Annotated in this window: 14 protein-coding genes; 5 read left to right on the top strand and 9 right to left on the bottom strand. The window is 68.5% G+C overall.

The genetic code is table 11. From position 1 onward, the window contains the following. Window positions 1-23: 23 nt before the first annotated feature. Both QZM15_RS18505 and QZM15_RS18510 read right to left on the bottom strand, forming a co-directional pair. A complete protein-coding gene (locus tag QZM15_RS18505) occupies window positions 24-1013 on the bottom strand; it encodes an ABC transporter substrate-binding protein (RefSeq protein ID WP_302106986.1) in 990 nt (329 codons plus the stop codon). A gap of 51 nt (window positions 1014-1064) precedes the next feature. Then, window positions 1065-1409, bottom strand: coding sequence for a DUF3088 domain-containing protein (locus QZM15_RS18510; RefSeq protein WP_124657440.1), 345 nt, complete (start codon window positions 1407-1409; stop codon window positions 1065-1067). A 489-nt stretch (window positions 1410-1898) separates the two neighbouring features. On the opposite strand from QZM15_RS18510, the gene QZM15_RS18515 reads away from it, so the two are divergent. The 4 genes from QZM15_RS18515 to QZM15_RS18530 all read left to right on the top strand — a co-directional run bounded on the left by QZM15_RS18515 (window position 1899) and on the right by QZM15_RS18530 (window position 6256). After that, window positions 1899-3083, top strand: coding sequence for a porin (locus QZM15_RS18515; RefSeq protein WP_059575242.1), 1185 nt, complete (start codon window positions 1899-1901; stop codon window positions 3081-3083). Window positions 3084-3215: 132 nt separating this feature from the next. After that, window positions 3216-4472, top strand: a complete 1257-nt coding sequence (soxC, locus tag QZM15_RS18520; protein ID WP_302106987.1) for a sulfite dehydrogenase — start codon at window positions 3216-3218, stop codon at window positions 4470-4472. Next, entirely contained in the window at window positions 4465-4989 is a 525-nt protein-coding gene (locus tag QZM15_RS18525) for a c-type cytochrome (RefSeq protein ID WP_226224328.1), read from the top strand. The genes soxC and QZM15_RS18525 overlap by 8 nt, the downstream gene beginning before the upstream one ends. A gap of 79 nt (window positions 4990-5068) precedes the next feature. Further along, complete coding sequence (locus QZM15_RS18530; RefSeq protein WP_302106988.1) at window positions 5069-6256, top strand: LLM class flavin-dependent oxidoreductase; 1188 nt, start codon at window positions 5069-5071, stop codon at window positions 6254-6256. A 54-nt stretch (window positions 6257-6310) separates the two neighbouring features. Here QZM15_RS18530 and QZM15_RS18535 read toward each other — a convergent pair whose 3' ends face one another. The 7 genes from QZM15_RS18535 to QZM15_RS18565 all read right to left on the bottom strand — a co-directional run bounded on the left by QZM15_RS18535 (window position 6311) and on the right by QZM15_RS18565 (window position 13204). Continuing rightward, window positions 6311-7528, bottom strand: coding sequence for an acyl-CoA dehydrogenase family protein (locus QZM15_RS18535; RefSeq protein WP_124860479.1), 1218 nt, complete (start codon window positions 7526-7528; stop codon window positions 6311-6313). A 160-nt stretch (window positions 7529-7688) separates the two neighbouring features. Next, complete coding sequence (locus QZM15_RS18540; RefSeq protein ID WP_124860477.1) at window positions 7689-8576, bottom strand: ABC transporter permease; 888 nt, start codon at window positions 8574-8576, stop codon at window positions 7689-7691. Next, window positions 8573-9562, bottom strand: coding sequence for an ABC transporter ATP-binding protein (locus QZM15_RS18545; RefSeq protein ID WP_302106989.1), 990 nt, complete (start codon window positions 9560-9562; stop codon window positions 8573-8575). The genes QZM15_RS18540 and QZM15_RS18545 overlap by 4 nt, the downstream gene beginning before the upstream one ends. 67 nt (window positions 9563-9629) lie before the next feature. Then, on the bottom strand, window positions 9630-10661 hold the full coding sequence (locus QZM15_RS18550; RefSeq protein WP_059575161.1) for an ABC transporter substrate-binding protein: 1032 nt from the start codon (window positions 10659-10661) through the stop codon (window positions 9630-9632). Window positions 10662-10709: 48 nt separating this feature from the next. Next, on the bottom strand, window positions 10710-11636 hold the full coding sequence (locus QZM15_RS18555; protein ID WP_124860473.1) for a TauD/TfdA family dioxygenase: 927 nt from the start codon (window positions 11634-11636) through the stop codon (window positions 10710-10712). Between the two features lie 205 nt (window positions 11637-11841). Further along, window positions 11842-12849, bottom strand: a complete 1008-nt coding sequence (locus tag QZM15_RS18560; protein WP_060011077.1) for an SDR family oxidoreductase — start codon at window positions 12847-12849, stop codon at window positions 11842-11844. 73 nt (window positions 12850-12922) lie between these two features. Beyond that, entirely contained in the window at window positions 12923-13204 is a 282-nt protein-coding gene (locus QZM15_RS18565) for a hypothetical protein (protein WP_302106990.1), read from the bottom strand. 254 nt (window positions 13205-13458) lie between these two features. Here QZM15_RS18565 and QZM15_RS18570 point away from each other — a divergent pair, with 254 nt between their 5' ends. Continuing rightward, a complete protein-coding gene (locus QZM15_RS18570; protein ID WP_302106991.1) occupies window positions 13459-13602 on the top strand; it encodes a hypothetical protein in 144 nt (47 codons plus the stop codon). Window positions 13603-13647 lie beyond the last annotated feature (45 nt).

A 13647-nucleotide genomic window follows, 5' to 3' on the forward strand; every position in this document is an offset into this window, starting at 1 on the left:
CCGGTGGCGCCGCGGGTTTCGCATCACCCCGCCGCGACCAGCGGATTGAACGACGTGTCCCACAACGGCGCGACATGGGCCAGCCCGTCCAGCACGCCGATGCGGGCAAACACGTCCGCGACCTGCTGGTGCTGGGCGACCACGTCGGGCGTCACCGGCAGCAGCGCGTAGTCCTCGCTGCGCTGGTCGAACATCGTGACGAGGTCGGCAACCGGCACGCGCGTCTCGCGATTCTGCGCGATGGCGTAGTCGCGGAAATGCCCGTTCGCCCACGCATACGCACGCCGGAACCGCAGCAGCAGATCGCCCGTTGCCGCGCGGCGGCGCGCGTCGTCGAGCGTGCGCGGATTCGCGTACACCGGAAAATTGCCCGACAGATAGCCCTTCCCCGTTTTCAGCACGCGGGCGCCGTAGCGATTGCGCGCGAGCTGGCCGTTGTAGCCATAGATCGCCCACGCGTCGATGTCGCCGCGATCGTACGCGGACAACCCGTCGGTCGGAGACAGGTTGATCGGCTGGATATCGTCGAAGCTCAGGCCGGCTTCGGCCAGTTGTCGATACAGGAAATAGTGCGAGGTCGTCGCGCGCACGTAGCCGACGCGCTTGCCCTTCAGATCGGCGATGCCACGAATCGGCGTGTCCTTGCGCGCGAGCGTGACCTGGTTGTTCAGGTCTTCGCGCACACGCGAGATGAATCTCACATTGGCTTTCTGGCGCGCGGCGAACACGGCGGGAATTTCACTACCCGAACCGATATCGAGCGCGTCCGCGTTGAGCGCCTCGATATGCAGCACGCCGTTGTTCAGCTCGCGCCAGTCGATCCGGTAGGGCGTGTCGCCGAGCCCGGCTGCCTGCAGCAGCGCGCGCCAGCCGCCCTTGTAGGTCGCGACGCGCAACGTCGTGCCGGCCAGATCGGCGTCGGCGGCCGGCGCGGCGAACGCGGCCAATGGATGCGCCGCGACTGCGGCGCCGGCAAGCAGCAGGCGGCGACGTACCGCCGACATTGACGACATCGGATGCTCCTGTCGATCGGATGGAATAGGATGGAAAGCGAAACCGCCGCGTCAATGCAGCGCCGGAAAGCCGTGGCGCTCGGCCAGCAGTTCGAGGATGCGGCGCGCGTCGGTGACGAAGCGCACGTCGCCGAGCGTCTGCGCATCGTCCGGCGCGGGCCGGTCGCGGCCCAGCACGAGCACCGGCAGACCCTGGTGCGCGTCGTCGAGCGCGTCGATCACCGCAGGCCGCGGCCGCTCGAAGCCGACGCGCTTCACGTCGAGGCGCGCCGCGAGATCGGGCGCGCTCGCCAGCAGCCCCTCGATCGGCAGTCCATGCGGACAGACGAAGCGCTGGCCCGGATACTTCGGATCGGCAAAGCCCGGTTCCAGCAGAAACAGTACATCGCGACTCATGTCAAACGGCTCCTTTGTCGTTGGTCGGCCCAATCGGCAAGCGCGCATGCCGAGCGCCCTGCCGCTCACGAGGCATGCTGGCCCGCGGCCGGATGCCAGACTCTACCGTTGCGCCCTGCACGGTCCTACCAACGTTTTGCGAAATCGATATGCGAACGCGCATAGCGCATCGTCCGGTCGCCGCCTAGCGGTCGTTGCGTAAACGCATCGCCGTGCAAACGACGGGTATTGCGCACATCGAATGATTTCATCGATCGATATGACCGCATACGTGCATTTCCGGCGAGCGACGTTCGCGGTCGGCGCGATGCGTTCGCCGCAGCAGGCGCGCCGGACGCGATCGCGGCGCACCTGCCGGGCCGACGGCAGCGCATATTACAAATCGGCCGCGCAGCGAATTACAAACCACGGATCGGCCGTTCATCGGCGCGTCCATCGTCAATAGCATCGTGATCCTCACAAACGTACTGATAAAAACAGAGGATGGTCATGATCAAAAAAACGGTGGTACTGGGTTTGGTTTCGATCGGTTCGGTCGGCGCGCATGCGCAGAGTTCGGTGACGTTGTACGGCGTGGTCGATGCCGGCATCGCGTATACGAACAACCAGGGCGGCGCGAGCAACATCCAGCAGACGAGCGGCAAGCTGAGCGGCAGCCGCTGGGGCCTGAAAGGCGCGGAAGATCTCGGCGGCGGCGTGCAGGCGGTCTTCACGCTCGAAAGCGGGTTCCGCCCGAGCGACGGCGGACTCGGCCAGGGCGGGCGCCTGTTCGGCCGCTCCGCGTACGTGGGCCTCGGCAAGAAAGGCCTCGGCACGCTGACGTTCGGCCGTCAGTACGAGCCGATCACCGATCTCGTCGCGCCGTACTCGGGGCCGGGTTTCTGGTCGCCGGCCACGCACGTGGGTGACAACGACAACCTGAACCAGAGCTTCCGGCTGAACAACGCGGTGAAGTTCCGCAGCGACACGATCGCCGGCTTCACGGCCGACCTGCTCTATGCGTTCAGCAACCAGGCCAATGGCGGTGCAGGCACCGGGTTCTCGAACAACAACGCGTGGGGCGCATCGGCGAACTACGTGAACGGGCCGCTGTCGTTCGGCGGCGGCTATGTGCGGTTCAATCATCCGAATGCGGCGTCGAATACGAGCGGCGCGGTGGGCGGTGCGACCTCGACCACCGGCAACGACTACAGCGGCGCGTTCTTCTACGGGCTGAACGGCGGCGTACTGAAGCAGCAGATCGGCGCGGTGGGCGCGAACTACGCGCTTGGCCGCGCGACGCTCGGCTTCGCGTGGAGCCACACGCAGCTCGACTATCTCGACGGCTCGTCGCGCAAGTTCAACAACTACGACGTGAACGCGCGCTACCAGCTCACGCCGGCGGCCACGCTGATCGGTGTCTATACGTTTACCGACGGGCGCGCGAGCGGCCTGCCGGGCACGAGCGGCCAGACGCTGAAACCGCGCTGGCACCAGTTCACACTCGGGTTCGACTATGCGCTGTCGAAGCGCACCGATATCTACGTGTCGGGCATCTACCAGCTCGCGGCCGGCGATGCGAGCACCTCGACCTCGGGCGGCTATCGCAAGATCGCGGCGATCTCGAACATCGGCAGCGCATCGTCGACGAACCGTCAGCTTGCATTCGTCAGCGGGCTGCGCGTGAAGTTCTGACGGCATGCGCATCGGGCGCGGCGCAATCGTCACGATAAGCAAAGCGGGAATCGTTGTTTGCCGCGCCGCGCCCGGTTGCAGAAAATGATCGTTTCTCAGCGCGCGGCCCCCGCGCGCGACACGCGTTCGACCATGACCGATTCCCGTTTCCCTCCCCGTGCACCGCGAAGCGGCCGGCGCGCGGCGCTGCGTCAGCTCGCCGGCGGCTGGGCGGCCGCGATGCTGCCTGCGGGCGGCGCGCTCGCAAGCCCGCCGCTCGACGTGCCGCCGTGGACGCGCGCGCCCGGCGCGCCGCTGCTGTCGCCACCGTACGGCGTGCCGGGTCAGCACGAGCGCGACGTGATCCGTCGCAGCGCCCGCCCCCCTGCGCTACCCGGTTCCGGCTCGTCGATGACGCCGCTCGCCGACCTGTTCGGCGACATCACGCCGAACGGGCTCGTCTACGAGCGTCATCACGCGGGCGTGCCGGACATCGATGCGCAACGCCATCGCGTCGTCGTGCACGGCCTCGTGCGCGAGCCGCGCGTCTTCACGCTCGACGACCTGCTGCGCTTCCCGTCCGAATCGCGGATCCACTTCCTCGAATGCTCGGGCAACACCGGCAGCGAATGGAACGGCCCGAGCGGGTTGCCCGTTCAGTTCACGCACGGGTTGCTGTCGTGCTGCGAATGGACCGGCGTCCGGCTGTCGACGCTGCTCGACGAAACGGGCATCGATCCCGACGCACGCTGGCTGCTCGCCGAAGGCGCGGACGGCGCGGCGATGACGCGCAGCCTGCCGCTCGACCGGATCCTCGAGCGCGCGCTGGTCGTCTATGCGCAGAACGGCGAACGGCTGCGCCCGGAGAACGGCTACCCGGTGCGGCTGATCGTGCCGGGATTCGAAGGCAACACGAACATCAAGTGGCTGCGACGGCTGAAGCTGGTGCGTGCGCCGGAGATGACGCGCGAGGAAACGTCGAAATACACGAACCTGCTGCCCGACGGCTGCGCGCGGCAGTTCGTGTTCGAGATGGACGCGAAGTCGGTGATCACGCGGCCGTCGGCCGGCCATCGGCTCGTCGCGCACGGCTATTACGCGATCGGCGGCTACGCGTGGTCGGGCCGCGGCCGGATTCGCGCCGTCGACGTGTCGACCGATGGCGGCCGCACGTGGCGCCCCGCGCGGCTCGCCGGCGACGTACGCGACCGTGCGCTGACGCGTTTCGAGGCCGACTGGGTGTGGCGCGGCGAGCCGGCCGACCTGCAAAGCCGCGCGACCGACGAGACCGGCTACGTGCAGCCGACCCGCGACGCGCTCGTCGCCGCGCGCGGCCTGAACTCGCAGTACCACTACAACGGCATCCAGAACTGGCGTGTCGACACGGACGGCGAGGTGCGCAATGCGTAAGCCGCTCGCTTGCCTGCTGGCGGCCTGCATGATGACGTCGGGCGCGTTCGGCGCCGGCTTGGGCCTCGGGCAGCCGGTCGATCGCGCGGCGTTCGCCGCGTGGGACATCGACGTCGCGCCGGACGGCAGCGGCCTGCCGCCCGGCGCGGGCACGGTCGTACGCGGCGGCCATGTGTTCGCCGACAAATGCGCGATGTGTCACGGCGCCGGCGGCGAAGGCGGCGTCGGCGATGCACTCGTCGGCGGCATCGGCTCGCTCGCGAGCGCGAAGCCCAGAAAGACGGTCGGCAGCTACTGGCCCTACGCGACGACGCTGTTCGACTACATTCGCCGGGCGATGCCGTACAACGCGCCGCAATCGCTGAGCGCGGACGACGTCTATGCGGTCACCGCGTATGTTCTCCACCTGAACGGCATCGTGCCCGGCGACGCCCGGCTCGACGCGCGCACGCTGCCGCGCGTGCGGATGCCGAACCGCGACGGCTTCGTGCCCGATCCGAGGCCGGGCAAGCTATGACGCGTCCCGCACCGCTTGCCGCCGCATCGAGCCGCGCACCCGCGTGCGTCGCGCCGCACCTTTCAGCAAGGACCCCGTGATGAGCGACTCCTCCGTCACCGCCCCGCTCGCGCCGTCGCCGTTCGTCGACGTGCGTTCGCCGGCGGATTTCCCCGATAGCCCCGTGTCGCGCACGCTCGCGCAGCCGTTGATGCTCGGGCTGTTCCTGCCGATCCAGGCCGGCGGATGGAGTGCATCGACGCTGCCACGCACAACGGACTGGACGTTCGACTACAACGCCGATCTCGTGGCGCGCGCCGAAGCGCTCGGCTTCGATCTCGTGTTCGCGCTGTCGCAGTGGCTGCCGAAAGGCGGCTACGGCGGCGTGTTCGACGGTCAGGCGCTCGACTCGTTCATGACGCTCGCCGCGCTGACCGCGCGCACCGAGCGGATCATCCTCGTCGCGACGAGCCACGTGCTCTACGGGCCGTGGCATCCGCTCCATTTCGCGAAGTTCACCGCGACGCTCGACCACATCTCGCGCGGACGCTGGGGCATCAACGTGGTGACCGGCCACCGCGCGATCGAGCACGAGATGTTCGGCTGGAACCGGATCGAACACGACCGGCGCTACGAGATGGCCGCGGAATTCCTCGACGCGGTCCAGCAGTTGTGGGCGCAACCGGATAATTTCAGCTACACGCCGGAACTGTCGAGCTGGCGGCTGGGCGGCGCATTCGTGACGCCGAAGCCGCGCTATGGCCGCCCGCTGCTGATCAACGCGACGGGCTCCGACGCGGGCATCGCGTTCGCCGCACGCTATTCGGACATCGTGTTCGTCACGAGCCCGGCCGGCCCCGACGCCGAACGCGCGATCGACGCGCTGCCCGCGCACACCGCTCGCGTGAAGGCGGCCGCCGCCGCGCGCGGCCGCACGATCCGCACGCTGCTCAATCCGCTCGTGATCTGCCGCGAGACGGCGGCCGAAGCGCGCGCGTACCGCGACGCGATCGTCGCGCATGCGGACGATGGCAGCTTCCACCGCTTCGACAGCGACGCACACGCGTGGCGCGGCGGTTTCGAGCAGCGTGCGCAGGCCGCCGCACGCGCGATCGGCGGCAACATCTCGATCACCGGCGCGCCCGACGAAGTCGCCGATACCATCGTGCGGCTGCACCGCGCGGGCATCGACGGTATCCAGTTGAGTTTCTACGATTTCAAGCCCGATCTCGACTTCTTCGGCGAGCGTGTGCTGCCGCTGCTGCGCGAGGCCGGCTTGCGGCGTTGAAGCCCGATTTGAAACGCGGCGCGCCGGCACCGCCATAGCCGGCGGTGGCCGTCGTCAGAACACGCGCCCTTCGGTCAGGTGCGTCGTCACGCCGTTCAATTCGTAATCGCCGACCACACGCGCCTTGTGTAGCAGCGGGTTGTGGCTGAAGATCGTGCGCAGGTTGCGCCAGTGGCGATCGAAGTTGTGCGTGCGCGCCGTCGCCGACGCGCCGCCCACTTCGAACAGCCGCTCGGCCGCATGCAGCGCGAGCTTACTGACGATCAACTGCGTGCGGGCAGTGGCGAGCGCGCTGTCGAGCACGAGCGCATCCGCATCGGCTGCGCCCGCTTCGATTGCGTCGGCGGAGCGGTCGAGCGCGCGCGCGTTTTCTCGCACGAGCGCATCGATCGCGTGGCTGTGTGCGGACAGCTCGCCGACGATCTGCTGGACGAAATGATCGTCGCGCGCGGTCGGCGCGGGGCTGTGCAGCGCGGGACGGCCGTGCGCGAGCACATAGCGGCGCGCGTCGGCCACCACGTTGCGCACGATGCCCGCGCCCGTCGCGACGAGATGAAGCTGCCGCAGCGCGCCGCAATGACGGCCGACGAGCGTCGATCCATCGCGCGGAGCCACTTCGTCCGCGAACACCTGCACGTCGTTCAGCAGCAGGCTGCCGCTCGCGGTCATGCGCTGGCCCATGCCGTCCCAATCGTCGAGCACCTGCAGGCCGTCGCGCGCCACGGGAATGATCACCGCGAGCGCGTCGCCCTGCTCGTTCTCCACGTTGATGCGCGCGAAATCGGCGAACGCGGTGCCCGTCGAATAGTATTTGCGGCCCGTCACGCGATGGTGATCGCCGTCGCGGCGCAGCACGGTCGTGTTCTCGCCCGGGCGCGACGTGCCGCGCTCGGTCGACGCGCCGCCGAAGATCGCACCGGCCAGCACGCGCTCGAGCTGCACGTCGTTGAATGCGGTGCGAGGCGACAGCCGCAGCGTCTCGGTCTGGTCGTAGTGGATGCGCAGCGCGTGCGCGAGATTCGAATCGGCGGCCGCCAGCGTCGCGATCGTATCGAACAGGTCGACCAGCGTGCCGCCCAGGCCGCCGCGCGCGACCGGAATCCGAAGCGCGCCCAGCGCCGAGCGCCGGAAGATCGCGAAACCTTCGAACGGCAACTCGCGACGCGCCTCGCGCTGTGCGGCATCCTGCCCGATCGCGGTCGCGAGATCGGGCAGCGCGGCAAGCGCGTCGCGCAATGCTTCACGCGGATCGACGGCGTCACGGGCAGTCATTCGGCAGGTCCTTGTTTGGGGAGATGGGGAGCGTCGCGGCAACGCGCGACACGGCGTCCGTTACACGCGTCCGCAAAGTATAGAGACGCGCCCACTGCGCGTGAAAAACCGATTTCACCTTACGTTATGCCCGCGCCGGGATTGATCGCGAACGGACGCGTCAGTGCTGAATGCCCCACCGCCGCACGGTCGCGCGTTCGAGCGTATCGAATACGAGGTTCTCGACCAGCAGCCCGATCACGATGACGGCCGCAAGCCCCGCGAACACGCGGTCCGTATACAGCTCGTTGCGGTTCTGGAAGATGTACCAGCCGAGCCCGCCCTGCCCCGCGCTCGCGCCGAACACGAGCTCGGCCGCGATCAGCGTGCGCCACGCGAATGCCCAGCCGACGCGCAGCCCCGACAGGATCGACGGCAGCGCGGCCGGCACGAGGATCAGCGCGATCTGGCGCAGGCCCGTGAGCCCGTAATTGCGCCCGGCCATTTTCAGCGTGGCGGGCACGCCGGCGAAGCCGGTATACATGCTGAGCGCGAGCGGCCACAGCACCGCGTGCACGAGCACGAACAGCAGGCTGCCGGTGCCGAGCCCGAACCACAGCAGCGCGATCGGCAGCAACGCGATGGACGGCAGCGGATTGAACATCGACGTGAGCATCGTCAGCAGATCGCGGCCGATGCGCGTGGATACCGCGAGCGACGTCAGCGCGAACGCGAGCAGGACGCCCAGCGCATAGCCGCGCAGCAGCACGGACATCGAGATGCCGGTCTTGACCAGCAGTTCGCCCGACTCGATGCCTTGCACGAACGCGGCCAGCGTCGCGCCGAAGGTGGGGACGAGCAGATCGTTCGCGACGATGCGCGCGACGATCTCCCAGACGGCGATCAGCACGAGCGCGATGACGCCGCGGCGAAACCACGCGGCGCCGGCGATGCGGCGCAGCAGCGGCGCCGGCGCCGCACGCTCGGCATCGGGCGGCGTGTCGAGCGTGCGCGTATATTCGGCGCGCACGGGCGGCAGCGGCGGCAGGACCGGATCGATCGTACTCATGATGCGGCGTCCTCCGTCGTGGGTGCCTGGGATGTGTCGGTGTCGAACAGCAGGCGGTGGATCCGCGCGACGTTGTCGCGGAAGTCGCCGGTGTCGACGTTCGCGAGCGAATGTTCGTGACTGTTGAGCTCCGCGCGCACGCGGCCCGGATGCGGCGACAGCAGCAGAATCCGGTTGCCGACCACGAGCGCCTCCTCGATCGAGTGCGTGACGAACAGCAGCGTGAAGCGGAATTCGTCCCACAGCCGCAGCAGTTCCTCCTGCATCTTGCGGCGCGTGAGCGCGTCGAGCGCGGCGAACGGTTCGTCCATCAGCAGCACGCGCGGCTGCATCGCCAGCGCCCGCGCGATCGCGACGCGCTGTTTCATGCCGCCCGACAGCGTATGCGGATACGCATCGGCAAACGTGCTCAGCCCGACCTTGTCGAGATAGTGCAGCGCGCGCTCGCGTGCCTCGGCGCGCGACAGCTTCGCGGCGGCGCGCAACGGAAACGCGACGTTCTCGACGACCGTCTTCCACGGCGGCAACTGGTCGAATTCCTGGAACACGACGATGCGGTCGGGGCCCGGCCCGCGCACGGGCCGGCCGTCGAGCGCGATCGAACCCGACACGGGCTCGATGAAGCCGGCGATCGCCTTCAGCAGCGTCGACTTCCCGCATCCCGACGGGCCGAGCAGCACGAAGCGGTCGCTGCCGTATACGTCGAAGCTCACCTGATGCGTCGCGCGAACGATCCGCGTGCCGCTGCGGTATTCGAGGCTGACCTGGTCGATCGCCAGCAGGCGTTCGCTGTGCGTGCCGGCCGGTGCGGCGCTCGCGGCCGGGCGATCGTCCACACGTGTATCGGGCACGGCGGACGCGGCCGGCGACACGCCGCCACGTGCCGCATACGGCGGCAACCAGGTTCGGGAAGAAGTGGCGTTCACGATCGAATCTCTTGCGGGAAAAGCATCAACATACGACCGGACACCGTGCGGACCAACCATCGATTGCGCATATCGAAACCGCGCCGACGCATAAGCGTCGATCGCGGCGCCGCTGCATCGGCGCCGTTCAACTGCCGCCGGCCGTCGCGGGATCGTCGAAGAAGTAGTCGCGCCACGACTTCGGCTCGTTGCGGATCGCCCCGGTGCGATGCATGAACTGCGCGAGCGGCAGCGTGTTCTGCGGCGCGGTCTTGAACTGCACCTGCGGATTGCGCAGGATCTTCAGCAGCAGCGCGCGATCGATCTTCGACCCGTTCACGCGAATGTAGGTATCGGCAGCGCGCTCGGGGTCGGCCGCGATCTGCCGTGCGGCGTCGGCCAGCGCGGCGACGAACGCGCGATACGTCTTCGGGTTGTCGTCGCGGAATTTCTCGGTCGCGTACAGCACTGTCGCGGAGCTCGGGCCACCGAGCACGTCATACGAATTCAGCACGATGTGCGCGTTCGGGTTGCCGGCGAGCTCCTGCTCCTGGAACGGCGGATTGCCGAAGTGGCCGGTGATCACGTTGCTGTTCGCGAGAATCGCGGCCGTCGCGTCGGGATGCGGAATCGCCTGCGTGAGCGCGTCGAGCTTGTCGAACTGCTTGTCGCCCCACTGCTTCGCCGCTGCGTACTGCAGCACGCGCGACTGCACCGACACGCCAACCGCCGGCACCGCGATGCGGTCCTTCGCGCTCAGATCGGCGATCGTCTTCACGTTCGGGTTGCTGCTCACGAGGTAGTACGGGAAATTGCCGAGCGACGCGACACCCTTCACGTTCTGCCGGCCGCGCGTGCGATCCCACACGGTCAGGAGCGGGCCGACGCCCGCGCCCGCGACATCCACCGCGCCGGACAGCAGCGCGTCGTTCACGGCCGCGCCGCCCGACAGCCGCACCCAGTCGACCTTGATGTCGAGGCCGGCCTTGCGCCCTTCCTTCTCGATCAGTTGCTGGTCGCGCGCGACGTTCAGCATCAGGTAGACGACGCCGAACTGCTCGGCGATACGGATGCGGCCCTCCGCGTGCGCGGCTTGCGGGATCACCGCACCCGCGAAGGCGAGCGCGGCGGTGAGCGTGGCCGCCAGCGCGCGGCGCGCCGGCAAGAACGAAAACGACATCGGAACTCCGGTCAGGAAGGGACGGAAATGAAGGACGCGGCGCGCGGCTCAGAAAGGCGCGTCGCCTTCGATCGTCGTGCGGTACAGCTTGCGGCGCAGGTGGTCGGGCGTGCCGGCGGCCAGATGCATCAGCGAACGGTTGTCCCAGAACACCAGATCGTGGTCGCGCCACGCGTGCCGATACAGGTGCTCGGCGCGCACGCTGTGCGCGAACAATTCGTCGAGCAGCGCACGGCTTTCGTCGTCGGGCAGCCCGACGATGCGCGTCGTGAAATGCTCGCTGACGAACAGCGCCTTGCGGCCGGTTTCCGGATGCGTGCGCACGACGGGATGAACGACTGCCGCGACCTGCGCGATCTGTTCGGGCGACAGGTTGGGACGCCACGGGCTGCGCGCCTGCAGCTCCGCATAGCGCGCGAGATACGTATGCTCGGCGCGCCGCCCTTCGACCGCGCGGCGCAAGTGGGCCGGCAGCGTGTCCCACGCGAGGTGCATGTTCGCGAACAGCGTGTCGCCGCCTTCCGCCGGCAATTCCTGCGCGTGCAGCAGCGAGCCGAGGCTCGGCTTTTCCTTGTAAGACAGGTCGGAGTGCCAGAAATGGCCGGCGTCGCCGAGCCCGACCGGTTTGCCGTTCTCGACGATGTTCGACACGATCAGCACTTCCGGGTGGCCGGCCAGCGCGAACTGGTGCAGCACGTGAATCTGCAGCGGCCCGAAGCGGCGGCTGAATGCGATGTGCTCGTCCGGCGTGATGCGCTGGTCGCGAAACACCAGCACGTGGTGATCGAGATGCGCACGATGGATGCGCGCGAAATCGTCGGCGTGGAGCGGTTGCGACAGGTCGACGCCGATCACCTCGGCGCCGAGCGGCGCGTCGAACGGCACGATGTCGAAATGCTGCGCCGCGCCGTCCGGCCGCAAGGCGGGATGCCCGGCGGAAAGCGTTGCAGCGTCGCGGATGGCGGTAGTCGTCACGGCACGGCCCCTGATTCGGTCAAAACGCGAATCTACGAGGCCGCGCCAACGTGCGTCAACGAAGCGATTCGGATACGTTTATCTGCTGCGGTGATAAAGATCGCTGCTCGCGCATACGGCGCCGATCGGGGGGTCGTGCAACCGGTGCCGATGACCGGAGACTCCGCCCGGGTTCATCTCGGCGTCGGCCTGCACCGCGAGCCGACTAAGGCTGCCCCGCACCACCCGACGCGCCATAGATCTGCCCGGTCACGTAGCTCGAGCGCGACGACAGCAGCTCGACGTAGATCGACGCGATTTCCGCCGGTTGTCCCGGCCGCCCCATCGGCACCTGCTCGCCGAACGTCTCGACGTTGTGCGTCGTCTGTCCGCCGCTGACCTGCAACGGCGTCCAGAACGGCCCCGGCGCGACACCGTTGACGCGGATGCCGCGCTGGATCATCTGCTTCGCGAGCCCCTTCGTGAAATTCGCGATCGCCGCTTTCGTCATCGCATAGTCCAGCAGGTTCGCGGACGGGTCGTACGCATTGACCGACGTCGTGTTGACGATCGCCGAACCGGGCGGCATGTGCGCAATGGCGGCCCGCGTGATCCAGAACATCGCGTACAGGTTGGTGCGCAGCGTCCAGTCGAACTGTTCGGTGCTGATGTCGAGGATCGATTCGTGACTCTGCTGGCGGGCCGCGTTGTTCACGAGGATGTCGAGCCCGCCGAGCGCGGCGACCGCCCGCTCGACGAGGCCGTTGCACGCGCCTTCGCTGCGGATGTCGACCGCCAGTGGCACCGCCTTGCGCCCCGCGCTGCGGATCAGGTCCACGACTTCGCGCGCATCGGGCTCTTCGTCGGGCAGATAGACGATCGCGACGTCCGCGCCTTCTCTGGCACAGGCGATCGCCACCGCGCGGCCGATGCCCGAATCGCCGCCGGTGATCAGCGCCTTGCGGCCGTCGAGCCGGCCGCTGCCGCGATAGCTGCGCTCGCCATGATCCGGCCGAGGCGTCATGCGGCCCGCGAGGCCCGGCCACGGCTGGTGCTGCTGCGGAAACGGCGCATGGGGATAGAGGGTGCGCGGATCGCGCGGCGCCGTATCCCCGGCATCGGCCGGGCCGCCGCCCGTCTGCGCGATCGTCGGCAGGGCGACGCTGGCGACCAGTCCGGCCGTCGTGCCCTGCACCCATTTGCGACGGGATTCGGAAACTTCGTCTGATGACATGGTGGACTCCGGTGCGTGGATGGCGGAATGGAGCGGGACGCGACGATTCGGCCGGCGTCGCCGCTACAGCGCGCTACAGCGGCCGCGGCCGATTGCCCGAATCGTCCGGCGCGTCGTGCTCGTCGGGCCACGGCTTGCCGGCCGGATCGCGCACCTCGGTCTGGCGCGGATCGTCGGGCACGACTTTGCGCGCCTGGTCGTCCGGAATCGTGTCGAGTTCGCCGCCACCGGGCGCATGGCCGGGGCGCGCGGTCGATTCGCCACCGGGCGCCGGCTTGCGCCGGTCCGGCGCGTCGGTCGTCTCGCGTGCCGCATCGGGCGACGCGGTGTGCTGTCGTTGAGTGTCCTGCGTCATGACGTTCTCCCTGTCCGGATGCTGACTGCGCCGCGCCACGCGGCGACGGGCGGTGCGGCAGCCTGCAACGCTTCCAGCAAGCGACATGCCGTTATCGGGCTGCCTCGTCGCACGGCCAGCGGATGAATCCGCTGAAGAAATTACAAGCGACGCATCACCCGATGCAGGAACGGCAATACGCGTGGCACGTGCGATGCTCGATAGCGACATGCCGGTTGCGCGCCGGTGCCCTTTCGACTCCGAGGAGGACGATCATGATCACGACGCCCGCGACAAACGCGACACCGAACGACGACGATTTGACCGACACGCCGGACGTTCCACCGCCGGAGCGCGACGACCGTCACGACGACCTGCCCGACTTGCCGGACCCGACCGAAGTGGGCGAGGACGGTTAGCACGCGTGTCGCGGCGGCGCGCGTTGCCGGTCTGCGCGTCGCGCG

It is taken from the genome of Burkholderia sp. AU44665 (assembly GCF_030504405.1).
GTDB lineage: Bacteria > Pseudomonadota > Gammaproteobacteria > Burkholderiales > Burkholderiaceae > Burkholderia > Burkholderia semiarida.